Annotated in this window: 21 protein-coding genes and 1 pseudogene; 6 read left to right on the top strand and 16 right to left on the bottom strand. The window is 69.1% G+C overall.

The window, feature by feature from the left end:
* Positions 1 to 413, bottom strand: a pseudogene (locus ACFVU9_RS33220) (ribonuclease E/G); the annotation flags it as partial.
* Positions 414 to 811: 398 nt separating this feature from the next.
* Entirely contained in the window at positions 812 to 1,612 is an 801-nt protein-coding gene (locus ACFVU9_RS33225; RefSeq protein WP_380446161.1) for a TIGR03936 family radical SAM-associated protein, read from the bottom strand.
* Between the two features lie 338 nt (positions 1,613 to 1,950).
* Between ACFVU9_RS33225 and ACFVU9_RS33230 the strand changes: the two genes are divergently transcribed.
* A complete protein-coding gene (locus ACFVU9_RS33230) occupies positions 1,951 to 3,564 on the top strand; it encodes a recombinase family protein (RefSeq protein WP_387599815.1) in 1,614 nt (537 codons plus the stop codon).
* Positions 3,565 to 3,633: 69 nt separating this feature from the next.
* Here the strand turns inward: ACFVU9_RS33230 and ACFVU9_RS33235 are convergent, their stop codons facing one another.
* The 6 genes from ACFVU9_RS33235 to ACFVU9_RS33260 form a co-directional block, all read right to left on the bottom strand.
* The gene (locus tag ACFVU9_RS33235; protein WP_387599818.1) at positions 3,634 to 3,795 is read right to left on the bottom strand and encodes a hypothetical protein; all 162 of its coding nucleotides are present in this window, start codon (positions 3,793 to 3,795) and stop codon (positions 3,634 to 3,636) included.
* Positions 3,792 to 5,246, bottom strand: a complete 1,455-nt coding sequence (locus ACFVU9_RS33240; protein ID WP_387599820.1) for a replication initiator — start codon at positions 5,244 to 5,246, stop codon at positions 3,792 to 3,794. Before ACFVU9_RS33240 ends, ACFVU9_RS33235 begins: the two co-directional genes overlap by 4 nt.
* A gap of 154 nt (positions 5,247 to 5,400) precedes the next feature.
* Entirely contained in the window at positions 5,401 to 5,601 is a 201-nt protein-coding gene (locus ACFVU9_RS33245; RefSeq protein WP_387599823.1) for a hypothetical protein, read from the bottom strand.
* Positions 5,601 to 6,905: an FtsK/SpoIIIE domain-containing protein gene (locus ACFVU9_RS33250; RefSeq protein ID WP_387599826.1), complete on the bottom strand. Its 1,305-nt coding sequence runs from the start codon at positions 6,903 to 6,905 to the stop codon at positions 5,601 to 5,603. The genes ACFVU9_RS33245 and ACFVU9_RS33250 overlap by 1 nt, the downstream gene beginning before the upstream one ends.
* Positions 6,902 to 7,108, bottom strand: a complete 207-nt coding sequence (locus tag ACFVU9_RS33255; protein ID WP_387599829.1) for a hypothetical protein — start codon at positions 7,106 to 7,108, stop codon at positions 6,902 to 6,904. The genes ACFVU9_RS33250 and ACFVU9_RS33255 overlap by 4 nt, the downstream gene beginning before the upstream one ends.
* Entirely contained in the window at positions 7,108 to 7,476 is a 369-nt protein-coding gene (locus ACFVU9_RS33260; protein WP_387599832.1) for a hypothetical protein, read from the bottom strand. Before ACFVU9_RS33260 ends, ACFVU9_RS33255 begins: the two co-directional genes overlap by 1 nt.
* A gap of 251 nt (positions 7,477 to 7,727) precedes the next feature.
* On the opposite strand from ACFVU9_RS33260, the gene ACFVU9_RS33265 reads away from it, so the two are divergent.
* Positions 7,728 to 8,513, top strand: coding sequence for a GntR family transcriptional regulator (locus ACFVU9_RS33265; RefSeq protein WP_387599835.1), 786 nt, complete (start codon positions 7,728 to 7,730; stop codon positions 8,511 to 8,513).
* A 1,491-nt stretch (positions 8,514 to 10,004) separates the two neighbouring features.
* The gene (locus tag ACFVU9_RS33270) at positions 10,005 to 11,480 is read left to right on the top strand and encodes a hypothetical protein (protein ID WP_387599838.1); all 1,476 of its coding nucleotides are present in this window, start codon (positions 10,005 to 10,007) and stop codon (positions 11,478 to 11,480) included.
* Between the two features lie 678 nt (positions 11,481 to 12,158).
* Here ACFVU9_RS33270 and ACFVU9_RS33275 read toward each other — a convergent pair.
* From ACFVU9_RS33275 to ACFVU9_RS33295, 5 genes are all read right to left on the bottom strand, one after another.
* On the bottom strand, positions 12,159 to 12,452 hold the full coding sequence (locus ACFVU9_RS33275; protein WP_387599840.1) for a hypothetical protein: 294 nt from the start codon (positions 12,450 to 12,452) through the stop codon (positions 12,159 to 12,161).
* A 171-nt stretch (positions 12,453 to 12,623) separates the two neighbouring features.
* Complete coding sequence (locus ACFVU9_RS33280) at positions 12,624 to 12,917, bottom strand: hypothetical protein (RefSeq protein ID WP_387599843.1); 294 nt, start codon at positions 12,915 to 12,917, stop codon at positions 12,624 to 12,626.
* On the bottom strand, positions 12,914 to 13,228 hold the full coding sequence (locus ACFVU9_RS33285) for a hypothetical protein (protein ID WP_387599845.1): 315 nt from the start codon (positions 13,226 to 13,228) through the stop codon (positions 12,914 to 12,916). The genes ACFVU9_RS33280 and ACFVU9_RS33285 overlap by 4 nt, the downstream gene beginning before the upstream one ends.
* The gene (locus ACFVU9_RS33290; RefSeq protein WP_387599848.1) at positions 13,225 to 13,698 is read right to left on the bottom strand and encodes a hypothetical protein; all 474 of its coding nucleotides are present in this window, start codon (positions 13,696 to 13,698) and stop codon (positions 13,225 to 13,227) included. The genes ACFVU9_RS33285 and ACFVU9_RS33290 overlap by 4 nt, the downstream gene beginning before the upstream one ends.
* Before the next feature lie 148 nt (positions 13,699 to 13,846).
* Entirely contained in the window at positions 13,847 to 14,317 is a 471-nt protein-coding gene (locus tag ACFVU9_RS33295) for an ATP-binding protein (RefSeq protein WP_387599850.1), read from the bottom strand.
* Positions 14,318 to 14,542: 225 nt separating this feature from the next.
* Here ACFVU9_RS33295 and ACFVU9_RS33300 point away from each other — a divergent pair, with 225 nt between their 5' ends.
* A complete protein-coding gene (locus ACFVU9_RS33300) occupies positions 14,543 to 15,766 on the top strand; it encodes a tetratricopeptide repeat protein (protein ID WP_387599853.1) in 1,224 nt (407 codons plus the stop codon).
* A gap of 17 nt (positions 15,767 to 15,783) precedes the next feature.
* A complete protein-coding gene (locus ACFVU9_RS33305; protein ID WP_387599856.1) occupies positions 15,784 to 16,497 on the top strand; it encodes a creatininase family protein in 714 nt (237 codons plus the stop codon).
* A 309-nt stretch (positions 16,498 to 16,806) separates the two neighbouring features.
* Here the strand turns inward: ACFVU9_RS33305 and ACFVU9_RS33310 are convergent, their stop codons facing one another.
* On the bottom strand, positions 16,807 to 18,750 hold the full coding sequence (locus tag ACFVU9_RS33310) for a TIGR03960 family B12-binding radical SAM protein (protein ID WP_387599858.1): 1,944 nt from the start codon (positions 18,748 to 18,750) through the stop codon (positions 16,807 to 16,809).
* 451 nt (positions 18,751 to 19,201) lie between these two features.
* On the opposite strand from ACFVU9_RS33310, the gene ACFVU9_RS33315 reads away from it, so the two are divergent.
* The gene (locus ACFVU9_RS33315; RefSeq protein WP_380446116.1) at positions 19,202 to 20,497 is read left to right on the top strand and encodes a M14 family zinc carboxypeptidase; all 1,296 of its coding nucleotides are present in this window, start codon (positions 19,202 to 19,204) and stop codon (positions 20,495 to 20,497) included.
* A gap of 95 nt (positions 20,498 to 20,592) precedes the next feature.
* Here the strand turns inward: ACFVU9_RS33315 and rodA are convergent, their stop codons facing one another.
* Together rodA and mrdA are read right to left on the bottom strand one after the other, a co-directional pair.
* A complete protein-coding gene (gene rodA / locus ACFVU9_RS33320) occupies positions 20,593 to 21,792 on the bottom strand; it encodes a rod shape-determining protein RodA (protein WP_380497732.1) in 1,200 nt (399 codons plus the stop codon).
* A complete protein-coding gene (gene mrdA / locus ACFVU9_RS33325; protein WP_380497734.1) occupies positions 21,789 to 24,062 on the bottom strand; it encodes a penicillin-binding protein 2 in 2,274 nt (757 codons plus the stop codon). The genes rodA and mrdA overlap by 4 nt, the downstream gene beginning before the upstream one ends.
* Between the last annotated feature and the right edge of the window lie 52 nt (positions 24,063 to 24,114).

Below are 24,114 nucleotides of genomic sequence, written 5' to 3' on the forward strand. Positions count from 1 at the left end.
CGGCGGGCCCGGACCGGCTTCTCGGCCGCGGGGACCTCCTCGGCCGGAGCCTCGGCGACGGCGGCGGGGGCCTCGGCGACGGCCGGCGCGGTGACGACGATCGAGGCCGCCTCCGGCGCCCCGGCGGGGGCCTCGGCACGCTTGCGGGTCCGGCGGGCCCGGACCGGCTTCTCGGCCGCGGGGACCTCCTCGGCCGGAGCCTCGGTGACGGCAGCGGGGGCCGGGGCGGCCTGCGCCTCGGCCGGGATCACGGTCTCGGCGGCCTCGGCCGCCGCGCCCTGCGGTGCACCCGCCGGGCGGGACACCGCGCGGCGACGGCGGCGCGGCGGCGCGGCGGACGCGCCCTCGCCACCGGTCGCACCGGTGTCGTTCGGTTCCGTCGCAGACTGCTGCGGATCGGTGTTATCGAGCATGCGGGTGGATCTCCCGTCAGGCCCCCGGGCTCCGCATCCGGGCACGGCACGACACCTGCGGCCGGCCGGCACCGCTCACGGTGCTCGGGCCGGACCCTTTCACGGTGCCGCCGCGCGGACGCGAGGCCGCACAGGGGCTCGTAGTCTCGCTCGGCGCCCCACGCTCGGCGGGGTGTCGAAAGTCTTCTGGTCTGACCAGTCTTCTGTGGTTTTCCCAAGCTGCGCCGTCCCCCAACCCCGGGTGGCTCCCGGAAGGGGTCCTCGGGCCCACCGACCGTCCTGGTCGGCGGGCCGCAAGGGGCCGGCCTGTGCTGCGACGACGCTCGCTCCCCTGGGGAGCCGCGGGAACCCCGGAGGTCCGTCGGATCCAGTGAGGCACTGGATCCGGCCTCCGCCCGCTAGGCGGACGCGGTAGCGCGCGGCCCTGCGGCCGGATCGGAACCGGCCGGGGCCGCGGCGCGGTCGAGCGCCAGCGGGTCGGTCACCGTGCCGGACTCCTCGTCGAGCGGCCCCTGCGCCAGCCTGGTCACCTCTGCGGGGACCGGCGGCGCCAGGTCGGCCGTCACACGGAGACCGGACAACACGTCGTCGGGTCGTACGGCTGGTGTGGCGTGTCGTACTACCAGGCGCAGTATCGCACAGGCACGGCCGGTCCGAACATCGTGGGCCGCTCCGGCCTCCGTGTCCGCACCGCCGTCGACCTGCGGCGCGAGCACCTCGAGCGCCGCCACGGCGCCGCGCGCGTCGAATACGCGCACGCCGTTCTTGGTCTGGCGCTGCACCTCGACCCGCTCCTCGGCGAGGAAGACGCCGACCGCGCGGGCCGCCTCCTGCGGCTCGACGCCGTCCAGCCGCACCCGCCACTCGGAGGCCTCCAGGCGCTCCACGAAGTTCGGCGTCCGGACCTCGACCGCGTCGATGACGTCCAGTCCGGCGGGCAGCGACTCGTCCAGCTGGGCGCGCAGCGCCTGCGGGTCGCGGACGGCGGCGAGGCCGATCTCCAGGTACTCCGCCTCGCTGGCCACCCCGGTCGGGGCGGCGTTGGCGTAGGACACCTTGGGGTGCGGGGTGAAGCCGGCCGAATACGCCATCGGCACGGCCGAGCGGCGCAGGGCGCGCTCGAAGGCGCGCTGGAAGTCGCGGTGGCTGGTGAAGCGGAGCCGGCCGCGCTTGGTGTAGCGGAGACGGATCCGCTGCACCGTCGGCGCGGGCGGCGGACCGTCGGGCGTACGGCGTGCCAGGTCGCTCAGTCCTTAGTCAGTTGTCCCCGTCCGGCGCGGCGGGTTCCCGCCACTGTCCGGACTCTGTCACCTCAAAGGGTACGCGCCCCGCCGCGCCCCTCGCTCCGCCCCTGGTCAGCCGCACACCGACGACCCCCGGCCGGAGTGCTCCGGCCGGGGGTCGTCGGTGTGCCGAGGGACTACTTGTTCACGACCGTCAGCGGCAGCATCTTCTTGCCGGTGGGACCGATCTGAATAGCGGTCTGCATCTGGGGCCATATAGACACAGGGGTAAAACCGGCCCTAGCGTCTCTGGCATGGGGAAACGCAGCCGCACGGCCTCAGCAGCCGCTCAGAAGGCCTACACCGTAGAAGCCGAATGGACCGCCGCAGACCTGGCCCAGCTTGAGGACTTGAAGAGGGCCGAGGCCGCCCTTCCGGACGACGCTCCCAGGGCCTTGCTCTCGGTCCGGTTGTCCGTACTGACGGAAGACACCACCTCCCCCGTGCGTCAGGAGCTCGACCTGCGCAGGGAGGCACTGAACCGGGGCTGTCGCGTCGTCGGCGTCGCCAGCGACCTGAACGTCTCAGCCACGAAGGTGCCGCCATGGAAGCGGAAGCAGCTGGGCGAATGGCTGAACGACCGGGCGCCGGAGTTCGACGTGCTCCTGTTCTGGAAGCTCGACCGCTTCATCCGCCGGCTGTCCGACCTCAACACGATGATCGACTGGGCGTTGAAGTACGGGAAGAACCTGGTCTCCAAGAACGACCAGATCGATCTGACCACGGTCGTCGGGAAGATCATGGTCACGCTGATCGGCGGCATCGCCGAGATCGAGGCCACCAACACCAGCACACGCGTTGCGAGCCTCTGGGACTACGCGAAGACACAGGGTGACTGGCTGGTGGGCAAGCCCACCTACGGATACGTCACCGGTGAGGACGAAAACGGAAAGGTCGTCCTCTATGTAGAGGACGACGCCCACAAGGCCCTGCACTGGTGCCGACGCATGGCCAGGCGCGGGGTCTCCGCCACACGGATGGTCAAGGTCCTGAAGCGCTCGAAGCTGATGGGCGAGAAGCTCACGACCTCCACCCTGCTCAGCCGACTGCGCAACCCCGGCCTGATGGGGTACCGCGTTGAGGTCGAGATGAAGGGACGCGCCCGCCGGTCAAAGCTCGTCCTGGACCAAAACGGCAAGCCCATCAGGGTGGCACCGGGCATCTTCACGGAAGATGAGTTCAACGAGTTGCAAGCCGACCTCGACAAGCGCAGCAGGAACCAGCCAACGCGCCAGCCTGGCGGCGCCACAAAGTTCCTCGGCGTCCTCACCTGCGTCGATTGCACGACGAACATGACAGTCAAGAGGTACGAGAACGCGTATGGCCCCTACTCCTACATGCGCTGCCAGAAGTGTAGGAGCGGCGGACATGGCATCCCGAACCCGGAAATGATCTACGCCAAGGTGGTCATGGATGTTCTCTCAGTCCTTGGCGACGAACCGGTGCAGGTCCGGGAGTACGCACGGGGTGCGGAAGCCCGAGCCCAAGTGGCGCAGCTTGAAGACTCCGTCGCCTACTACATGAAGGAGTTGGAGCCCGGCGGCCGGTACACAAAGACGCGCTTCACGCGCCAGCAAGCGGAACAGACGCTGGACAAGCTCATCACCGAACTCGGAGAGATCGATCCCGAGACCACCGAAGACCGTTGGGTGAACGTGGCCAACGGCAAGACGTTCCGGCAGCGGTGGGAAGAGGGCGGCACCGAGGCCATGTCGGCCGACCTCATGCGGGTGGGCGTTCGGTGCGAGGTCACCCGCACCAAGGTGAAGGGCCAGCGCGCACCCGCAGTGAAGCTGAGGCTCATGATCCCCAAGGACTACCGAGAGCGCCTGATCGTCAAGGAAGACCATTTCGCGCGCGAGCTCTGACGCGGGGAAGCCAGCCCGACGTAGAACGGCATGCGACAGGCCCCGGCAGTGAGTCGGGGCCTGTCGTCGTCAGTGCTTGGCCGGGTCGTACGGCTCTTCGTTGCCGTCGTCGTCCACGATCACGATCTCGCTCCAAATGACCTGTCCCTGAGCTTGCCCAGGCGCTCCTGTCCCCTCAACAGAAGCAAACAGACTGGCCGCCGCACCTGACACACCAGGATCGGCGGTCATGACGCTTCCCTACTTGCATCGGAACGTCTCGCACCTTCGCGGGCCATCTCCCGGTTCGTAGCGAGATCTTCGGCGATGCCAGCGGCGATGAGGGCTTCGGCGGGGGTGTAGCCGGTTCCGGCGAAGCGCCAGGCGGATTCGGTGGTGGTGTCGGTGTCCCAGTCCGTGTAGAGGACGGGGGCGCCGGCGAGGGTGCGGGCGTGTTCGGCGCGGTCGGCCCGGAGTTGGCCGTAGGTGGTGGAGTAGGCGTGGGTTTTGGTGAGGCAGTGGCCGCGGTAGCCAAGCATGTGGGCCCAGGTGCGCAGGCGCAGGTGTTCGAGTTCGGGTAGTTCGCCGAGGCGCCAGGCGGTGGCGATGAGGGCCCGTATGTGGGGCGTGACGTGGAGCGCTCGGATCTCGGCGAGGGATTCGATGCGGCGGTCGACGGCGCCGGCGGTTTCGGCGCTCTTGCTCGTGTACTTGGCGACGTAGGCAGCGACAGCGTCGTCGGTGAGGTGAGCGCCGTCGCCACCGCTGAGGGGATGGGCGTCGAGCTGGGTGCCGAAGCTGAGCCGTCCGTCGCCGTACGCCGCCGATTCGGGGCGTGACAGGGCGACGGCGGCAACCGCGGAGCGCACGGTCTCCATAAGGAGGTCGGCTGTGGCCCAGGGCGGGGGCGGGGAGGTCGGTCCGGTGGGTCCGTCGAGGCGGACGACGGCGTGGAAGTGGACGGCGCCGCGCTTCTGGTACTCGGCGACCTTCGCCGTCGAGACCCGGATCAGCTTGCGGACGGCCGTGCGGCCGTGGCCGGTGCGGGTGGCGACGTGGTGGTAGAGGTTGTCGCGGAAGGCCTTCCACAGCGCCGGGGCCATGGCGTTCCACAGAACGTGGCCGGGGTAGTCGTAGCAGTCGGCGCAGAGCGGCTGTCCGATCAGGGGGTCTGTGTCGGGGTGGGTTCGGCCGCAGCCGTGCCGTCCCCCGTGTTCACAGCGACGGCGGGCCCGGTGGCAGTCGCCCGCGCGGTGGACCGGGCCGAAGGACGGCGCCGTGAGGGTGACGAACAAGCGGGGGTGCGTGCGCACCGTCTCCGGGACGCCTTTGCCGCCGATGAGGCCGGAGCGGACCAGGTGGAAGGTGTCGCCGCTGTACTCGCGCGAGCAGGACGGGCACCGGGTGGCGCGGCGGTTGCGGCAGCGGACGGCGAGCCGGCCGCCGGGTTCGGTGGCGGTCGAGTAGTGCCGCAGGACCTCACCGGTGCCGGCGTCCAGGGTGGTGGTGTGCCCGGTGAGGTAGACCGGTTCGGCGCAGCCGCCGGTGGCGCGGATCTGCTCCAGCCAGCGGTTCAGGTCCGGCATTTCACCGAGGCGGACCAAGTCCCGATCAATAGAGGGTAGTTGGCGCAGCCGCGCCTCCCGGTCGAGGAGGGCGCGGCGTACGGTGGGGTCGGTGTAGGGGTTGGGGGCAGGGGTCATGGGGGGTGTCTCCAGGGCCAGGGTTCGCCGGGCCCCGGCCGGGCCAAACAGGTGGTCCGGCCGGGGTGGGCGTGGGGGCGAGTGGAGGAGGTCCGGCGGCTCGGGGTGGAGCCGCCGGCGGTGGCTGGGCTTGCTGGCACGGTGATCACGTCTTTCAGGTGGTGGTGTGGGTGAGGCCCTGGACGATCCAGGTGACGGCGTAGACGATCGGGTCGGTCCAGCCGATGCGGTCGAGGTAGATGGCGAGGACGCCGACGAGGGCGACGTGCCAGGCCTTGATTTCGCCGGAGCGCACCAGGAGGAAGGTGGCCAGGGCCAGGAAGGCGATCAGGATGAGGGCGGCGCCGTTGCCCATCAGAGGTAGACCCCTTCACTCGGCTCGTCCACGTGCAGGCCGGGCCAGGTGGGGGCGAGGCGGGCGTGCTTGCGTGCGGCGCGGCGGGCCTGGTCGGGGGTGACGTGGATGGAGCGGGCCCGGAGCCACTGGCCGTCGGTATCGGCGGTGATGGCGACGCCCTGTTCGGCGAGGGTGATGCGCTGGGCTGCGGCGAGGGCGTCCTTGTTGAGGTCGCCGAGCGCCATCTCCGCCGTGCCCGCGTCGCTCACCCGGTGGCAGATCCGGCCGGCCAGCTGAGCCCGCAGGGCCGTGACGCCGGGGCCGAGGTCGGAGCCGACCCGCTGACCGGCGATCACCAGGTGGATACCGAGCGCGGCGCCGAGCTGGGACAGCCGCAGGAGGTTCGTGGAGATCTCCCCGACTTCCGCCTTGTCCTCTCGCGTCGCCATCAGGTACAGCTCGGCGACTTCGTCGACGATCAGGACGACGGGCAGCACCCGGGCCTTGGCGGGCAGGTCCCAGATCGAGCGGGCCCCGACCGAGCGGCAGAACTGCATGCGCGCCTCGGTCTCCGCCACCAGCTCCGCGAGCAGCCGGGCCGCTTCCGCGCGGGTCGAGGCCAGCGCCGACAACCGGTCCTCGAACAGCGAGAGTTCCATGCCGCCCTTGAGGTCGATGCCGAACAGGGCGACGCGTTGCGGGGCGAGTTCCTTGACCAGGGAGGCGATCAGGGTGGACTTGCCGGAGCGGGTGGCGCCGACGATCAGCCAGTGCGGCGCCCGCCGGAAGTCGATCACCCACGCGCGGCCGTCCTCCAGCAGCCCGACCACCGCCCGCAGCACCCGCTGCTTCAGCTGGTACGGCACGACCGGCGCCCGCAGCGGGTCCCAGGCCAGCGCGGACAGGGTGACGAACCCGCGCTCGTCCGAGGACAGCCGGACGGCGTGGACCCGCCAGGCGTGCGTCAGCGCTTCCACGGCGGACAGGAAGTGATCGGGCACCTGCCCCGGGTGCATTCGCACCGCCACATCCAGGCCACCACGGCGGAGCTTCGGCGCACCCAGGCGGGGCGGGACCGGCTTGAGGGGATCGCCCCTCACCACCAAGTCCCCGAGCAGGGCCCGACTGGGACGCTTGGCGACGGCGAGGCCGAGGTTCGTGGTCAGCCGCCGCCAGGTGAGGCGGACCCGGATCACGGTGACCGGGTAGCCGAGCACGCACCACCAGATGTAGGGGTAGGAGCGCCGCAGCCCGGGACCGGTGGCGAGGAGGATGAGCACGGTGGCGAGCAGTGCCACCCAGAGGAGCTGGGCGAGGATCACGGCCGGCCCCCGTTCTCCAGGGCGGTGTTGTGAGCTTCGGTCTCCAGGTCGCGGGCCTGGCCGGCGGCCTTGGCGGCGAGGGTCGCGATGTGGTCGAAGAGCTGGGCGCCGCTGCTGTCGGCGGCGAACGGGTTGACCTCGTCGGCCAGGTCCCCGAGCTCACCGAGGAGGCGGCGGAGCCGGGCGCGGGTGACGGTGCTCATCAGGCGTCACCACCCTTGCGCGAGGACGACGCCGGGGCGGATGCGGGGGCGGCGGTGGGGACGGGGGTGATGGCGTCGGCGCGGAAGGACAGGCCGTGCCGGTCCCCCATCGCCCAGGAGAAGGCGGTCAGGCCGGTGACGTGCACGCGCACGCCCTCCACGACGCCGACCGGTTCGCCCGAAACGCTGATCTCGATGATCGAGGCCCGCCGGCCGTCCTGCCGCACCGCGACACCGACCGTGTACACGGTCTGCCCCTCACGGTCCTTGCGCACCTCTCCGGTGTCGCGGTTCGCGATCCGCACCTCGGGGGCGACGATGCAGGTCATCGTGCCGAGCCGGGTTCCGTCCACAGGAATGGACTGCATGAGCGCACGCTCCAATGGAGCAAAGGCCGCTTAACGTCGGTCGTCAAACGTACTTACCTTTGCGCTTCGATGATGCTCCTCCTTGACGCCCCGGCGCAAGCGATTCATGCTTACGTTTAACGCCTAGCGACTGACGACAGACCTACAGATGCCGCCCGACCAGGGCAAACGACGATTCACGAACTCTCAAAAACCACACGGCACACACGCGACGCGGGCCTCCCCGGCGCCCGCACCAAGGGGTCAACACCATGGCGATCATCCGGAACGAGGCCCTGCACAAGCAGGTGGCGGCAGCGATGCGACAGGCGATCGCCACCGGCGAGTGGCCTCCCGGCACGCAGCTGCCCACGGAGACCGATCTCGCCCAGACCTACGGCGTCTCCCGCCCGACCGTCCGTCTCGCCGTCGCCGCCCTCCGCAGTGAGGGCCAGTTGGACGTGAAGCAGGGCCGGGGCACCTTCGTCCGCACCAGCGTCAACGGCCCCTCCGCCACCATGGAGCGCACCGTCACCCTCCAGGCAGGCACCTACCGGACGCCCACCGACATCTGGTTCGGGCACGGTGAGGAGCCGGCCGTCTACCGCACCCGCACCGACGCCATCACGGCTCCGCTGCTGGACATGGGTGAAGACGAGCTGATGTTCGGCGTCGATCGCCTCATCGCCGACCCCGCCGGAGACGGCCGCGCCCTTCACCGCCTGCTGCTGCCGATGGAGCGCAGCGAAGGGACGTCTCTCGCCCAGCAGCCGGGCGTGACACCGGCCGAGGCCTACGCCGCATTGGCCGCCGCCGGGCACGAACCAGCCTGGCGTGACCGGGTCAGCGCCCGCGTCCCCCAGCCCGACGAGCGGGAAGCCCTCCAGTTGTCCGAGGCCGCCGTTCTGCTGGTTGTCCACCGTGTCACCTATGACCAGACCTCTGGCCTGCCCTTGATGCTCGAAGAGACCAGGCTCGGCGCCGAGTGCACCGGCCTGACCTTCGACATCGAGGCCACCAAGCCCAACCGCACCCAGAAGGCCAAGGCCACCCACTGACACCGTCGTCCAACATCGCGATCTTGGGCATGCCGAGCCGAACGCGCCGTCAGCCGCCGGCCAGTGCTTCCCGAAACCCATCAAAGAGTGACAACTTGGGCACCTGAAGACCTCGTCGTCTCAGGATCATTGAAAGTGCTTCCAATAGGTTAAATTCTGGCATTCCTGACAAAGAATCCAGGCACCGAGCTACAGCGACACCGGCCGTCCCCGTCGATCGCGCTGCCGACCAACCGTTCTTCGGAAGAAATCCGAGTCAGGCTCCGTAGACCGTGAGGCGCCATGGCGACGTGTACTATCCTCCAACTCGGCTGCCAGTACCTCCGCCTGCTGGCGACAGGCTAAAGCAGCTGGCAGCACGCACATCGAACCGGCCAGGCCCAGTCAACGAGCATGGAGTGATCGAATGCCATCACCGCAATACCGCAAGGTCCTCTTCGCGGTGTGCGCGATAGTCGTGTTCGCGGCCCTCTCAGTCGGAGTCACGGCACTGCGATCCAGCGCGAACGACCATGCCGACACCGACGGGCTCCTTTCCGCTCAGGTCCTTCTCAGCGCCGACGGCCGCACCATCACGGCGCCGGTCGACTGGGTGCCATGCCAGATGGCGAAGCCGCGAGTTTTCGCACGTGAGACATCGCAAACAGTCGCCGCAGACCTGAAGGTGGGAAACACCGCAGATCTGACTCACCAATGTGCCGGCTCCAGCGTGGAGAGCAGTTTCACCCTCCAGGCACCCCTCGGAAACCGAAAGTTTTCGGAATTCAACACGGGGAAAGCAATAACGCCATTTCCTGCTGCCCGGCTCGTTAACATTAGCTACCTTCCGACCGGCTTCTCGGAGACTCAAGACGTCCCCCGAGAATTCGGAGCTACTGGCGGATCATGGAAGCCCAATCCGTTCAACCGCAATGATGCCAGCCCTTCCTGGACCCGATTTTTCGCGAATGCCGGCACCCCGGCCCTGAGCTTCACCCAAGTCCTCGCAACCCCCCAAACCACGTGCCCGCCGGGAACAGAAAACGGCTGCTCCGCAGCAGCACCCCCTCAGCCCGATGCGCCGGCAGTCAACGGGCACAACGTCACAGTGCTCAGCGATAGTGATTCAGAGCGCGCTATCACATGGTCTGATGAGGACATGACTTTCACCCTGGAGAGCTACGCTCCGCAGCACTCGGCACTGTCGTTGGACGAGCTCCTGCGGGTGGCCAGCGGCGCGCGACAGCCCTGAGGCGAGGTGAACTGACGGTCACTGCCGCATCCAAGAGTCGCGAAGCAGGGGTAGAACCAATAGCGGCGAGGGGCATTCCGCAACACCATCCAAGGCCATCCCTCGCCATGGTCGACCAAGCCTCAATGGGCCATCGGCAAACAAGATCAAGTCGGACATTTAGCTCATTTAAGTCGATCTATCCTAAACTCTCCGGGTGCTTGGAAAAATCGAACCTGGTATACCATCTTCCACGTATTCACACGATCGGAAGGTGGGGGATGAGCTTCAATTCAAGAGGCTGGAAGATCTCTTCCGCCGCGCTGGTGGCACTGCTCGCCGGCGCGGCGTTTACTATAGCTTCACCAGCCAACACCTCGCATGCAGCTGAAAAGCAGCCGGGCACCGCGGCCTCGCTTAAGGCATGGGCTTTCTTTGACCCGAGTCAAGCCGAAATCCAGCGCAAACAAAAGGTTCTCGACGGAATAGTCGACCAGGTAACCGAGGGAAGGTCCGAAGGAGATCGAGCCCAAATACCTGGCTTTTCAAACGTCGTAGTTGATCCTGCAGGAAACAAGCTCCGCTTCTACTGGAAGGGGCAGGTTCCTGGCAACGTCACCAAGATCCTGCATTCCCTGCCTTCTGGAGTAACTGCCGAAGTCATACCAGCCAAGTACTCCATGGCCGAATTGCATGCCGCGCGAGACAAGCTTGTCAAGAATGAAATGCCGGTCACTATCCCAACCGGGCCGACGGCAAGCACCGGCCCGGCATCCAGTGTCAGCCTGATGGCGAGCACCAATGCCACGACGGCCGCCAGTCGGATCACGAGCATGGCGCCTGCACTCGACGGCAGCGGACTGGAGATCGGCTACGACGAGGATCGTGGAATCGGCCAGCGAGACGAAACCGATCCGCTCACGAGGTCGGCGCGATCAGAGAAGAATAGCGAGGTCAAGTCAAAAACTGATCTCCTCACTGGGGTAGAGACTCATGTAAACTATCAGCCCCTGAGCAAGGACCTGTCTACTCGTTATGCCGACCAAACCCCATGGTTTGGCGGCAGCTCTCTGACCACTCCTTCGGGTGAGATATGCTCCAGTGGTTTCGCGGTACACAGCAACTACAGCAACCGGGACTTGCTGATGGCGGCTTACCACTGCGATGGGGGAGCTGGCGGGGATTGGTACACACTTTCATCTCCACCGTCACCGATCGCCAGAAGGCACATCGGCACTTCCTCTAACGAAGTTCACCCGGAATACGATGTGGTTGGAATCGCCCCCGACTCCGGCATGACCGGCCGAGAAGTCTACGTGGGCACCGTAGACGACAGCTCCGGTCCCAGCTTGCCGGTTGCCGGCTGGAGCGCGAATAATACCGGGGATCTCGTTTGTACCGACGGTGCAAACTCCGGCGCACACTGCAACGTGCAAATTAAATATACCGACATCAGCATCACCGGGCCAAATTACATCTACCGACCGGACGTAGATCTGGCCGTGCAATTGAGCGACTGGAACTCTACGGATATTGGCGCTGCCGACGGGGATAGCGGTGGACCTGTCATCTCAATGGACGGGACCTACACACACGCATACGCGCGGGGCACGATCACTGCAAATTATGCACTAATGGATCACTGCCCTCCCTTTGTGCGCCTATGGAACAGCTACAAGCCGTGCTACGGCGGAACCTACTTTGTCCCGATTAGCCAGTCCCTATTGCACATGAACTGGACGCTCAAAACCCAATGATATTCGAATAGGCTGCGGCTGGCTTTTTCGGCTGTAGTCAAGCTGCTCTCCTCACCTGAGCAATAATTTCGTTGGCGCGAAGCCGTGGTATCCACTGGGACGCCACGGATTCGCCCGGAAAGCCGACCGCTCTGGACCGGCCACACTGCGCTTGTGAGCGGAAGACCTAATACTCCCAAACAGGTGACGCACCGTCTTGATGTCGAAGGACGGGAGCACTACTCTCTCGCTGCTGGCCTCGCCGGCCAGCCCCGACGTCCGAGCCGGGTGCGGCGGCTGTCGCAACTTGTCTTTACTTACTCAAGCGGCGGCGCCGAGCGCCGCCGGGCGGGCCCAGCCGCCTCGGCCGGGCTGCGGCCTGCCGGCCGGTCCCGGCCGGGCGTCTGGCCCGCCCGCAAGGCACAGCACTCTTAAGGGCCGAAGGCGTGCGGTCCCGTTCGCTGTCGGGGTGGCTGGGGTGGCCGGCCGAGGGAGGCTTTAGGCACCTTGCTGCGTCGGGGCCCGCGTCGGGCAAGGACGGGGGGCCACTCGGCCACATTGCGGTCAGGCCCAAAAGCCCTGACCGAGTCCGCAGCAGCTTACGGCCCCCCGACCATGCCCGACCCCAACCCGGCAAGGACACCGCCCAAAGCCTCCCCCAACCGGCCACGCGCACCGGCTCCCCACCCACCGGGCCGATCAGGTCGGCTCACGGCGCACGCTCGCAGCCAGACGCAGCAACGCCTCCAGGCGCAGCCAGCCCGCCGCCCTGCCCTCCAGGCGCACCACCGGTCCGCCCTGGGCGTCGGTGTCGGCGATGGCGCGCAGGGCGGAGCGCTCCACGCCACCGGCCGCCAGCAGGGCGTTCAGCTCGTCCGCCGCGTCGCGCGCGACACGCCACCCGGCCGCGTAATCCACCCCCGGCAGCCACACCCACGAGTCCGGGTCGAGGCCGGCCGCCAACTCCGCACCGAAGTCGTCGTCCCCGTACAACAGTCTCTCAACTCCCCTGTCCCACAACCGAACCGGCCAACTGTGCGCACACATGCCGAGGAGCCCGATACCATCGGCACCGGGTTCCGACCCACCGGACCACCCCACTTTCCCGCCAAGGTCAGGGGTGGTCCGGTACGTCTTCAGTTGTCCCTGCTCACGCCAGGGGCCCTACCGCGCAGCCTCACCCTTCTCGGGGTCGCGGCCGAAGATCCGGCGGAACAGCTCCGCCTCGTCCAGTCCGGCGAGCGGGTCATCAACTCCCGTGCGCTCCCGCCAGACCCGGCGCGCCAACCTGTCCCGAGAGCTGTCGAGGTATCCGAACTCGGCGAACCAGGCCGACACGTCGCGGTGGACCGCACGCCGGCTCGGGGAGACGGCCCGCACGGGCCAGGAGAACTGGCCGTGCAGCGACCACCACCACACGACCCGGCCCCACCAGGTCCAGGGATCGTGCCGGATCACGGGCGCGCCTCCGGATCAGCCGGGTAGAGCTTGACCACGTACGGGGTGATCCCGACGAACGCGAGCGCGCGCACCTGCCCGTACATCGCGAGGCGGTGGCCGACCGAGGGCACCGCGTCCGGCCCGAACAGGTCGTCGAAGTACTTCCACTGCTCCGCATCCAGCGGCAGCGCCCGCAGCGAGCCGAGCAGCGCCGTCAGCGCGTCCGGCAGCCGGGAGAACCGCGCGGGCTCTGTGACGCCCCGGACCTCCACTGCCACCGGGAACGGGTACGGCGCATTCAACTGAGCAGTGCGCCCGGTTCCGGTCATGACCTCCCCTTCCTGCGCGCACGGCGCTTGCACGCCGGAACGGTCAGCTTGCGCTCCATCAGTTCGAGCTCCACCCGGACCCGCACCGAGGGCTGGCGCGTCCGCCGCACCTCACCAACGAACGCCGACTTGCCGCCCCTGAGCGGCGCATCCGTATCCAGCGCCCACCTCAGGTAGTCACTGATCGGCTCGATCGCCTCAGCGAGCGTCGCCGGCTGGTCGATGGGGAACCCGCACTCCACCGCCTCCAGCAACTTCGTCAAGGACTCCACGTGCAGCAACGCGCCCCGGGCGGTGGACAGCAGCTCCGCGAGCCCCATCTCCTCCAGTGGCACCCCCGCCTTGAGCGCCTCCACGGCCCAGTACGCCTCATCCACCCGCCACCGCCCCAGGCTGAACGCCAGATGCGGAAACCGGTCAGCCGGACGAGGCCGGGCCCCGGCACCCGGCTCCATGGGAAGGCCCGTCACGCCGCCACCTCCCCCGCACGGCGCGGGTGCCACCGGTGCACACCGACCGCCTGACCGTTCACGACGATGAACCGCGCCAGCGCCTTCCGCAGCCCCGCACCGCCGTAGAAGCACCGCGTCCCCGCCACCCCGGACACCCTCCCCAACCTCATCGCCCACCACCTTCCGGGCCCACCAGAGCCCAAACGAACTTCCCGATACCTCCAGGCCGCGGGCAGCAGCCCCACTCCGCCGACAAGGCCTCCACCAGGCACAACCCCCGCCCCGAGCTGTCATCCGGGCCAGTCGAACGCCGGATCGCCGGCTTCTCGCTGCTCGCGTCGTGCACCTCCATCCGAAGGTGGTCACAGACCAGCTCGAACCGAACGGCAATGCGTCGCCCCTTGGGCACGCGAGCGTGAACCACGGCGTTGGTCACCAGCTCCGACAGCACGAGCAGGCCGCTCGGCAGGAGCTCAGCCCGTCCCGGGACACCGATCAGGAAGTCCCGCAGCAACACCCGAGCCGCATGGACCGACAGACGATGGCGTGGAAGCGTCGCCTCGAACGCGGATTCTTCGGTCACCGACTTGTGGGCCGAAGCGTCGTCCTGGAGTTCTCCCGGACTGATCACATCCACCACCCTCCCGACGCCCAAAGGGAGGCCCGAACGTGGATGTTCCGGCCCTTGACACCAGGCTGCCGGGACGGGATGCGGACTTCGTACCCAAGGTGATTACCCAATGTGGGTAAACTCACAGGTAATCAACTTCTGTGCAGTGATAGCCGATCAGCACCGGGGGCAGTGGTGACCGAGGCGCGCGTTCCGGACAGGCTCCCACCAGGTCTGCTCTCCAATCCGGAGATGATCGAGGCGTGCCGAAGACGAGACTTCGCCGCCGTCTTCCGGCTGCTCAAGCTGGCCGGGATCTACCCGTCGCTCATCGCCCGTGCCTGTGACATGACGCCGAGCCGAGTCGGCGAGGTCATGGCCGGCAAGCCCAAGATCGAGAAGATCGACGTCATCGAGCGAATCGCCGACGGCCTTCACATCCCGGGGCGCATGCTCGGCTTGGCTTCTCGGCCCTGGGAGCAGGAAGCACCCCCGTCGCAGCCCCGACACCGCGGACCGGAGCCATCGACGAGCGGGCCGTGTCTCAACTCGCCGATCGACCACGAGTTCTTCGTCAGCTACCTACGCAGCGCCATGCCCGGCCACTACAAGGCCGCAAATCTACTCGGCTCACGCCATGCACTCGATTCGGTGACGCGGCACCTCCAGCTACTTGACCGCCTTCAGCAGAACGCCGGGGGTCGCGCCCGCGATCAACTCCTCACCATCGGTGCTCGCACGGCGGAGTTCCTAGGCTGGCTGAACCAGGACCTCGGAAACTTCGACCGGGCCTTGTACTGGTCGGACCGCGCCATGGAGTGGGCGCAGGAGTCCGGGGACGACGTCATGGCCGCCTACATTCTCTTCCGGAAGAGCAACCAGGCCACCGCCCAGCGCAGCCCTCAGAAAGCCGTCAGTCTTGCCCGCGCTGCCCAGCGGTCGGCCGGCGCCACCCAGCGAATCCGCGCCCTGGCCGCCCAGCAGGAAGCCCAGGGCCACGCCCTCATGGGCAACCCGCGCTTCGCGCAGACCAAGTTCGACGAAGCCCACGAACTCGCTGCCGCGCCAGACGACTCGTATGATGATGACGCGCTCGACCTGGCGTACTGCACGCCAACGTACGTCGAGATGCAACGCGCGAACTGTTTGATCGAACTCGGCGACCCGCACACGGCCGTGGGCATGTTCGAGGCGGAACTTCGGGTCCTGCCGCCTCTCTACCGCAACGACCAAGGGGTGTACCTCTCGCGCCTGGCGCGCGCCTACGCGGTCTCCAACGAGCCAAAACAGGCCGCCGCCGCAGCAGACCGGGCGCTGTCGATCGCCATCGACACCGAGTCCGCGCGGGCCATGTCCGAGCTGTCCGCCGCAGGCAAGGCCCTCCGCCGATGGAGCGCCGTACCCGAAGTGGCCACGTTCACCAACCGTTTGACTCTGATGAGCAGCAAGGAACCCTCTCGACCATCAACGACCTGATGAGAGAGGCTGAGCCCATGGACGCACTGATCACGGCCGCCACTTCCGCAGACGAACGCAGGCGCGGTACAAAGATCGCCGTACTGCCGGTCGGCAGCTTCGAGCAGCACGGCGAGCACTTGCCGCTGACCACGGACACCGTCGTCGCCAGCCTGATCGCCCAGCGGATCGCCGCCGACTACGACCTGTTCCTCCTGCCGCCGATCACGCTGTCCTGTTCCCACGAGCACGCCCACATGCCGGGCACGGTCAGCATCAGCGCCGCCACGCTCTACGCCGTGATCAACGACACATGGAAGTCCCTCCAGGCGTCCGGGGTCCCCGGTCTCCTGATCGTGAACGGCCACGGCGGCAACTACGTCCTCTCGAACGTCGTCCAAGAGGCCAATACGGAGGGCCCGCGCGTCGCCCTCTTCCCCGTTCGGGAGGACTGGCACCAGGCCCGCGAAGCCGCCGCTCTGGAGAGCTCAGGTGCCGAGGACATGCACGGCGGCGAACTGGAGGTGTCCCTCCTCCTCCACGGCGCACCCCACCTCATCCGCGAAGGCATCGAAGGCGACGACCACGACGCCCCGGAGCGCCCCCACCTCCTCACCCTGGGCATGGCCGGCTACACCGAGAACGGCATCATCGGCCGCCCGTCGCTCGGTACGGCCCAGAAGGGCAAGGCCATCCTGGAGAGCCTGTCCAAGTCGGCCGCCGCGCACCTGTCACTCATAGGGGGTAGCTGACAACAGTCGGCTACCCCGTGAAGGCGGGCAAGGCCCCACCAATCACAAGAGCCCTCCCCGACAGAATCGGGGAGGGCTCTACGCGTCGCCTGAAGGCCTCAGACCCACTCGATCGAGGACTCGATGCCCGGGGCACTCTGAGCGGCGGGCAGAGGGGTCCTCTGGCTGCCTTGCCGGGCCTCCCCGGGGCGGACGGGGCCGCCCGGGGCGCGCATCAGGCCGATCGCGCCCAAGACGAGCTCCCGTTCACCCTCCGGGAGGCTGTGAATTAAGTCACACAGCTCGCTAACCGTGTCACCCATGCTTCGGCTACTTCTGCTGGTCAGAGCCGTTGACGACCGTCAGCGGGAGCATCTTCTTGCCTGTCGGGCCTGTTTGTACCCATGTCCCCATCTGGGGACACACGCCGCAGTCGAAGCACGGCGTCCAGCGGCAGTCGTCGACCTCGACCTCCTCCAGGGCGTCCTGCCAGTCCTCCCACAGCCAGTCCTTGTCGAGGCCGCTGTCCAGGTGGTCCCAGGGCAGCACCTCCTCGTAGGTGCGCTCGCGGGTGGTGTACCAGTCGACGTCGACGCCGGTGCCGGCCAGGGCCTTGTCGGCGCAGGCCATCCAGCGGTCGTACGAGAAGTGCTCGCGCCAGCCGTCGAAGCGGCCGCCGTCCTCGTAGACGGCGCGGATGATCCCGCCGACCCGGCGGTCGCCGCGCGAGAGCAGGCCCTCGACGATGCCCGGCTTGCCGTCGTGGTAGCGGTAGCCGATGTTCTTGCCGTACTTGCGGTCGCCGCGGATCGAGTCGCGCAGCTTGGCCAGGCGGGCGTCGGTGGCCTCGGCGGACAGCTGCGGGGCCCACTGGAACGGGGTGTGCGGCTTGGGCACGAACCCGCCGATGGAGACGGTGCAGCGGATGTCGTTCTGACCGGTGACCTCGCGGCCCTTCTGGATGACGTTCTTCGCCATCTCGCCGATCTGGAGCACGTCCTCGTCGGTCTCGGTCGGCAGGCCGCACATGAAGTACAGCTTCACCTGGCGCCAGCCGTTGCCGTACGCGGTGGCGACGGTGCGGATCAGGTCCTCCTCCGACACCATCTTGTTGATCACCTTGCGCATGCGCTCGCTGCCGCCCTCGGGGGCGAAGGTGAGGCCCGAGCGGCGCCCGTTGCGGGACAGCTCGTTGGCGAGGTCGATGTTGAAGGCGTCGACGCGGGTGGACGGCAGCGACAGGCCGATCTTGTCCTCGGTGTAGCGGTCGGCCAGGCCCTTGGCGATGTCGCCGATCTCGGTGTGGTCGGCGCTGGACAGCGACAGCAGGCCGACCTCCTCGAAGCCGGTCGCCTTGAGCCCGCGCTCGACCATCTCGCCGATGCCGGTGATGCTTCGCTCCCGCACGGGGCGCGTGATCATGCCGGCCTGGCAGAAGCGGCAGCCGCGGGTGCAGCCGCGGAAGATCTCGACGGACATCCGCTCGTGCACGGTCTCGGCGAGCGGGACGAGCGGCTGCTTCGGGTAGGGCCACTCGTCGAGGTCCATGACGGTGTGCTTGGACACCCGCCACGGCACGCCCGGGGCGTTCGGCACGACGCGGCCGATCCGGCCGTCGGCCAGGTACTCGACGTCGTAGAACTTGGGGACGTACACCCCGCCGGTGCGCGCGAGGCGCAGCAGCAGCTCGTCGCGCCCGCCCGGACGGCCCTCGGCCTTCCAGGCCCGGATGATGTCGGTGATGTCGAGCACGGCCTGCTCACCGTCGCCGACCACCGCGCAGTCCAGGAAGTCCGCGATCGGCTCGGGGTTGAACGCCGCGTGACCGCCGGCCAGGACGATCGGGTCGTCGTCGGTGCGGTCCTTGGCCTCCAGCGGGATGCCGGCCAGGTCGAGCGCGGTCAGCATGTTGGTGTAGCCGAGCTCGGTGGAGAACGACAGGCCGAAAACGTCGAAGGCCTTCACCGGCCGGTGGGCGTCCACCGTGAACTGCGGCACGTCGTGCTCGCGCATGAGCGCCTCAAGGTCCGGCCAGACGCTGTAGGTGCGCTCGGCCAGCACGCCCTCGCGCTCGTTGAGCACCTCGTAGAGGATCATGACACCCTGGTTGGGCAGGCCGACCTCGTAGGCGTCGGGGTACATCAGCGCCCAGCGGACGTCGCAGGCGTCCCAGTCCTTGACGGTCGAGTTGAGCTCGCCGCCGACGTACTGGATCGGCTTCTGGACGTGCGGGAGGAGGGCCTCCAGGCGTGGGAAGACCGATTCGACAGTCATGTACTAGGAACCCTTACGACGTGATTCGGGGCCGCGCGCACCGGCAGGCGACGGCTGGGAGGGGTGACCCTCAAGGGTAGCCCAATCCGGGGAACGACCCGGCGGGCCCGATCGGCGGCCACCGCCCGCCGGACGCCCGCGGCGCCGCCCGCCCCCGCCCCCGCCCGCGGCGCGCACCGGCGCGGCCCGGTCCGTTCGCACCCGCCCCGCACGCACGGTGCGCGCCCGCCGTCCCCGGGCCGTCCGCCGTTGACACCCCCGGACGGCCCGTGCGCTACTGGCAGGGCTCCGCCACCGACCCCTGCACCCCTTCCCGCGCCGGGAGTTGGGCCGTACGCTCGGCCCCTCGCCGACTCCCCACCGGCGACCGACACCGCCCCGGCCCGCGGGCCGCGGCCGGCGGCGCACCCGTCCGCGCCCCGGCGGCCCTCGCCCGGGGGCAAGGAGAAGCATGACCGACACCGGCCACCGGGTCCGTCCGCCCCGGCCCCTCGACGTGACGCCGGCCCGCTACCCGACGGTGGCCGGCGCCGAGGCCGCGGCCCGGCGGCTGGCCCGCAGCCACCCCGACCGCTGCCGGCTGCGCGAGGTGGGCCGCTCCCGCGCCGGACGGCCCCTGCTGCTGCTCTCCGTCGACCGCGGCCCGCACACCGTCCTGGCCGTCGGCGGCCCCCACCCCAACGAACCCGTGGGCACCGCCACCGCCGTCCGCCTCGCCGAACTCCTCCTCGCCTCCCCCGCCCGCCCCGGCCTCTCCTGGCACTTCCTGCTGTGCCTCGACCCCGACGGCGCCGCCCTCAACGCCGGCTGGCTCGACGGCCCCCTCACCATGCGCCGCCACTACCAGCACTTCTTCCGTCCCTCCTTCGAGGAACAGCCCGAACTCCTCCCCGCCCCCGCCGCCGGCCGCCGGCCCATGCCCGAGAGCCTCGCCCTCACCGCACTCATCGACGAACTGCGCCCCTTCCTCCAGTGCTCCCTGCACGGCGTCGACTTCGGCGGCGCCTTCGTCCAGCTCACCCGCCCCGTCCCCGGCCTGCCCGAACGCTTCGCCCGCTCCGCCGACCGCGCCGGCCTCCCCCTCGACATCGACTCCTTCGACGCCATCGGCTGGGCCAGCCCCGCCCCCGGCACCTACCTCATGCCCACCCCCGGCAGCGGCGCCGCCACCCGCGCCCTGCCCGACGAACCCGAACTCTCCACCTGGTCCTACGCCACCCGCCACGGCGGCGTCACCGCCGTCCTCGAAGTCCCCATGTGGTCCGTCGACGCCGTCGCCGACCCGCGCCCCCACCCCGCCGTCGGCCCCGCCGTCACCGCCGCCGCCCGCACCCTGCGCGACCGCGCCGAGGAACTGGCCGGACTGCTCGCCCGCGTCCCCGTACACGCCCGCGCCGTGCACGGCCCCCTGGTGCGCGCCGCCGATTTCAACCTGGCGGTCTGCCCGTCGGTCGCGGACGAGTGGCTGGAGCGCTGGTGCGCGGAGCCGCTCACGGTCTCCCGGGTGACGACCGCCGCGATCGTCGCCGCCCGGGTGCCGCTGCGCGTCGCGTCGATGCTGCTGCGGCTGCTGGCCGACGTCCGCGGACCGGGCGCGGAGGCCGGCCGCGAGCGCGCCCGCGCCATCGTCACCGAGAGCCTGAACCAGCTGCGCCACCGCTTCGGCGCCCGCTGGGTACCGGTCGAGGAGCAGGTGGCCCACCAGACCCGGGCCGCCCTCGCCGCCGCCGAGTGCCTGCTCGGCTGACCCTCAACGGCCGAGCCCCGTACAGAAGTCGAGGGCCGGCCCGGGAATCGTTGCCGGACCGGCCCTCGACTCGAGGACGTGCGCTCACGCCGCTCTCACGCCGCTATCGGCCGCTGGCTGCGCACCGCCTGGAGCAGTCCGATCGCGATCCACACCGCGAACATCGACGAACCGCCGTACGACACGAACGGCAGCGGGATGCCCGCCACCGGCATGATGCCCAGGCACATCCCGATGTTCTCGAACGCCTGGAACGACAGCCACGCGATGACGCCCGCCGCGACGATCGTCCCGTACAGGTCGGTCGCCTGCCGCGCGATCCGGCAGGCCCGCCACAGCACCACGCCGACCAGCAGGATGATCGCCAGCGCCCCGACGAAGCCCAGCTCCTCGCCGGCCACCGTGAACACGAAGTCGGTCTGCTGCTCCGGCACGAACTGCCCTATGGTCTGCGTCCCGTGGAACAGCCCCTTGCCGGTGAGCCCGCCCGAGCCGATCGCGATCCGGGCCTGCGCGGTGTTGTAGCCGACGCCGGAGGGGTCGAGCTGCGGGTTGGCGAACGCGGCGAAGCGGTCGATCTGGTACTTGCTCAGCAGCCCGAACTTCCAGACCGCGACGGACCCCGCGGTGCCCAGGACCAGCAGCCCGAGGACCCAGCGGTTGGCCGCGCCCGAGCCGAGCAGGATGCCCAGCACGATCGCGGACATCACCATGACCGACCCGGCGTCCGGCATCAGCAGCACGAGGCCCATCGGCAGGCACGCCCAGACCAGGCCCCGGAAGACCGCCCGGTGCGAGGGGAACGCCCGCTCCCCCGCGTCCACCTGGTCCGACAGCACGACCGCCATCGCCAGCACGATGCCGAGCTTCGCGAACTCGGCCGGCTGGACGGAGAAGCCGCCGCCGAGCTGGATCCACGAGTGCGCGCCGTTGATGGTCGAGCCGATCGGGCTCAGCGTGGCCATCAGCAGCAGGATCACGGCGACGTAGACGAAGGGCACGAGGGTGCGGAAGCGCCGGCTCCCTATCGCTATCACGACGGCGCACAGCACGAGCCCGACGACGACGTTGGTGAGGTGCCGGTAGAGGAAGTACTGCGGGTCCCCGTGGGTCAGCGAGTCCCGCCCGCGGGTGGCCGACCACACCAGCAGCGAGCTGCCCAGCGAGAGGGTCAGCGCGGCCAGCAGCAGTATCCAGTCGAGCCGCCACAGCGGCGAGTCCTTGGCGAGGGCCTTGGACACCCCGGTGCGCTGCGGCGAGAGCCGCAGCTGCCGGTAGGAACCGTACGAGGTCATGCGCGTCCCCTTCCCGCGCCGCGCTGCGGTTCGAGCGCGGCGCCGGCCGCGGCGAGCAGGGGCGCCGTCGGGCCGGCCGGCGGCGCCGGGTCGAGGAAGACCCGAGGGGAGCCGCCGGTCACGCCCGGGTCGGCGAGGCCGGACGGGTCCTCGACGGTGTACGCGGCCGGCTTGATGATCGCGGTGCCGTCCGGGTTGAACTTCGGCAGCTCGGCCTGCGGTGCCGGCAGCAGGGCCTTGCCGTTGTCGACGTTGCCCTTGTCGTCCACGCCGTACAGCGCCTGGTAGATCCGGCGGATCGCGTCACCGGAACCGCCGGAGCCGGTGCCGCCCTGGCTGATGGTCATGACGACCGCGTAGTCCTTGCTGTACGTGGTGAGCCACGAGGTGGTCTGCTTGCCCTCGACCTCGGCGGTGCCGGTCTTGGCGTGCAGCTCGATCTTGCCCTGCGGCCAGCCGGCGCCGGCGAACTTCCAGGCCGCGGTGCCACTGGTGATGACGCCCGCGGTGGCCTGGTCGATGTAGCTGAGGAGCTTCTGGTCGCCGGGGAACTTGGCGTCCTCGTGCGGGGCGATCTCGCGGACGAGGTCCCCGCCCGGGCTTATCACCGCCTTGGCGATGGTCGGCCGGTAGAAGGTGCCGCCGTTGGCCAGCGCCGAGTAGATCCGGGCCATCTGGACCGGGGTGACGAGGGTGTCGCCCTGGCCGATCGCGAAGTTGACGGCGTCACCGGCGCGCATCTGGTAGCCGTCGACGCAGTTCTCCCGGGCGATCTGGTCGGAGAAGCTGTTGCCGCCCTTCTGCGCCTGCGCGCACCAGGCGTCCTTGTTGTTGTCGTAGAAGGACTGCTTCCACTGCCGGTCCGGCACCCGGCCGGGGACCTCGGCCGGCAGGTCGATGCCGGTCTTGGCGCCGAGGCCGAACTCGTGGGCGGTCTTGAAGAACCAGTCACCCGGGTCCTTCTTCGGCTTGATGCCGCCGTCCTTCATCCACTGGTCGTACGCCAGGCCGTAGAAGACGGTGTCGCAGGAGACCTCCAGCGCCTTCTCCAGGGAGATCGCGCCGAAGTTCTCGCTCTCGAAGTTCTTGAACTCGCGGCCGCCGATGGTCATGGCCTTCGGGCAGTCGTACCGGCCGTCGAGCGAGTAGCCGGCCTGCACCGCGGCGGTGGTGGAGACGACCTTGAAGGTCGAGCCGGGGGCGGACTGACCCTGTATGGCCCGGTTCAGCAGCGGGAAGTTGGAGTCCTTGCTGGTCAGCGACTGGTAGTCCTTGCCGCTGATGCCGCCCACCCAGAGGTTGGGGTCGTAGGTCGGGGCGCTCGCCATGGCGACGATCCGGCCGGTGTGCACGTCCATCACGACGGCGGCGCCGGAGTCGGCCTCGTAGTTGCGGTTGGTGACCTTGTCGAAGGTGTTCCTGGCGTCGTTCATGGCCTGCGCCAGGTTGTCCTCGACGACCTTCTGCACCCGGGCGTCGATGCTGGTGACCAGGTTGTCGCCGGTCTGCGGGGCCACCGTGCCGGCGGTGCCGATCACCCGGCCGAGGTTGTCCACCTCCAGCTTGGTGATGCCGGCGGTGCCGCGCAGGTCGCGGTCGTAGACCGACTCCAGGCCGGCCCGGCCGATCTGGTCGGCCGGCAGGTAGCGGTCCAGGCCGGTCTTGGCGGCGGTCTTGCTGACCTCGTCGTCGGTGACGGGCGAGAGGTAGCCGAGCACCTGGGCCATGTTGGCGCCCTCGGCGCCGGTGTAGCGGCGGACGGCGGTGGGCTGCGCGGTGATCCCGGGGAAGTCCTCGCGGCGCTCCATTATCTGCATCGCCTGCTGGGTGGTCGCCTCCTTGGTGACCGGGATCGGCTGGTAGGGCGAGCCGTTCCAGCAGGGCTGCGGCGTCTTGGCGTCGCAGAGCCGGACCTTCTCCTGCACGTCCTTGGCCGGCATGCCGAGCACGTCGGCGAGCCGGGCGAGCACCGCCTTGCCGCCGTCCTTCTGCTGGAGCAGCGAGGTGCGGCTGACGGAGACCACCAGGCGGGTCTCGTTGCCGGCCAGGATCCGCCCGGAGGCGTCCAGGATCTCGCCGCGCACGGCGGGCTCGACCACTTCGCGGATGTGGTTGCCGGTCGCCTTGGCGGTGTAGACGCTGGCGTTGCGGATCTGCAGGTACCACAGCCGCCCGCCGAGGGTGGCGAGCAGTGACAGCACCAGGATCTGCAGCACCACCAGACGGATCGTCACCCGCCGGGTTCGGCCGGTCTCGGGGATGTTGCTCACGTCTCGTGCGCTCCAGGGTGCGGGAGGGTCGGGAGGTCAAGGGCCGCGGGGC

This window comes from Kitasatospora sp. NPDC057936 (assembly GCF_042887525.1).
In the GTDB taxonomy this organism is placed as follows: domain Bacteria; phylum Actinomycetota; class Actinomycetes; order Streptomycetales; family Streptomycetaceae; genus Kitasatospora.

Bases quoted from the DNA above. Each gene is read 5' to 3' on its own strand.
- ACFVU9_RS33230 (WP_387599815.1), top strand. From the start codon at position 1,951: ATGGGGAAACGCAGCCGCACGGCCTCAGCAGCCGCTCAGAAGGCCTAC.
- ACFVU9_RS33235 (WP_387599818.1), bottom strand. From the start codon at position 3,795: ATGACCGCCGATCCTGGTGTGTCAGGTGCGGCGGCCAGTCTGTTTGCT.
- ACFVU9_RS33240 (WP_387599820.1), bottom strand. From the start codon at position 5,246: ATGACCCCTGCCCCCAACCCCTACACCGACCCCACCGTACGCCGCGCC.
- ACFVU9_RS33245 (WP_387599823.1), bottom strand. From the start codon at position 5,601: ATGGGCAACGGCGCCGCCCTCATCCTGATCGCCTTCCTGGCCCTGGCC.
- ACFVU9_RS33255 (WP_387599829.1), bottom strand. From the start codon at position 7,108: ATGAGCACCGTCACCCGCGCCCGGCTCCGCCGCCTCCTCGGTGAGCTC.
- ACFVU9_RS33260 (WP_387599832.1), bottom strand. From the start codon at position 7,476: ATGCAGTCCATTCCTGTGGACGGAACCCGGCTCGGCACGATGACCTGC.
- ACFVU9_RS33265 (WP_387599835.1), top strand. From the start codon at position 7,728: ATGGCGATCATCCGGAACGAGGCCCTGCACAAGCAGGTGGCGGCAGCG.
- ACFVU9_RS33270 (WP_387599838.1), top strand. From the start codon at position 10,005: ATGAGCTTCAATTCAAGAGGCTGGAAGATCTCTTCCGCCGCGCTGGTG.
- ACFVU9_RS33285 (WP_387599845.1), bottom strand. From the start codon at position 13,228: ATGACCGGAACCGGGCGCACTGCTCAGTTGAATGCGCCGTACCCGTTC.
- ACFVU9_RS33300 (WP_387599853.1), top strand. From the start codon at position 14,543: ATGATCGAGGCGTGCCGAAGACGAGACTTCGCCGCCGTCTTCCGGCTG.
- ACFVU9_RS33305 (WP_387599856.1), top strand. From the start codon at position 15,784: ATGGACGCACTGATCACGGCCGCCACTTCCGCAGACGAACGCAGGCGC.
- ACFVU9_RS33310 (WP_387599858.1), bottom strand. From the start codon at position 18,750: ATGACTGTCGAATCGGTCTTCCCACGCCTGGAGGCCCTCCTCCCGCAC.
- ACFVU9_RS33315 (WP_380446116.1), top strand. From the start codon at position 19,202: ATGACCGACACCGGCCACCGGGTCCGTCCGCCCCGGCCCCTCGACGTG.
- rodA (WP_380497732.1), bottom strand. From the start codon at position 21,792: ATGACCTCGTACGGTTCCTACCGGCAGCTGCGGCTCTCGCCGCAGCGC.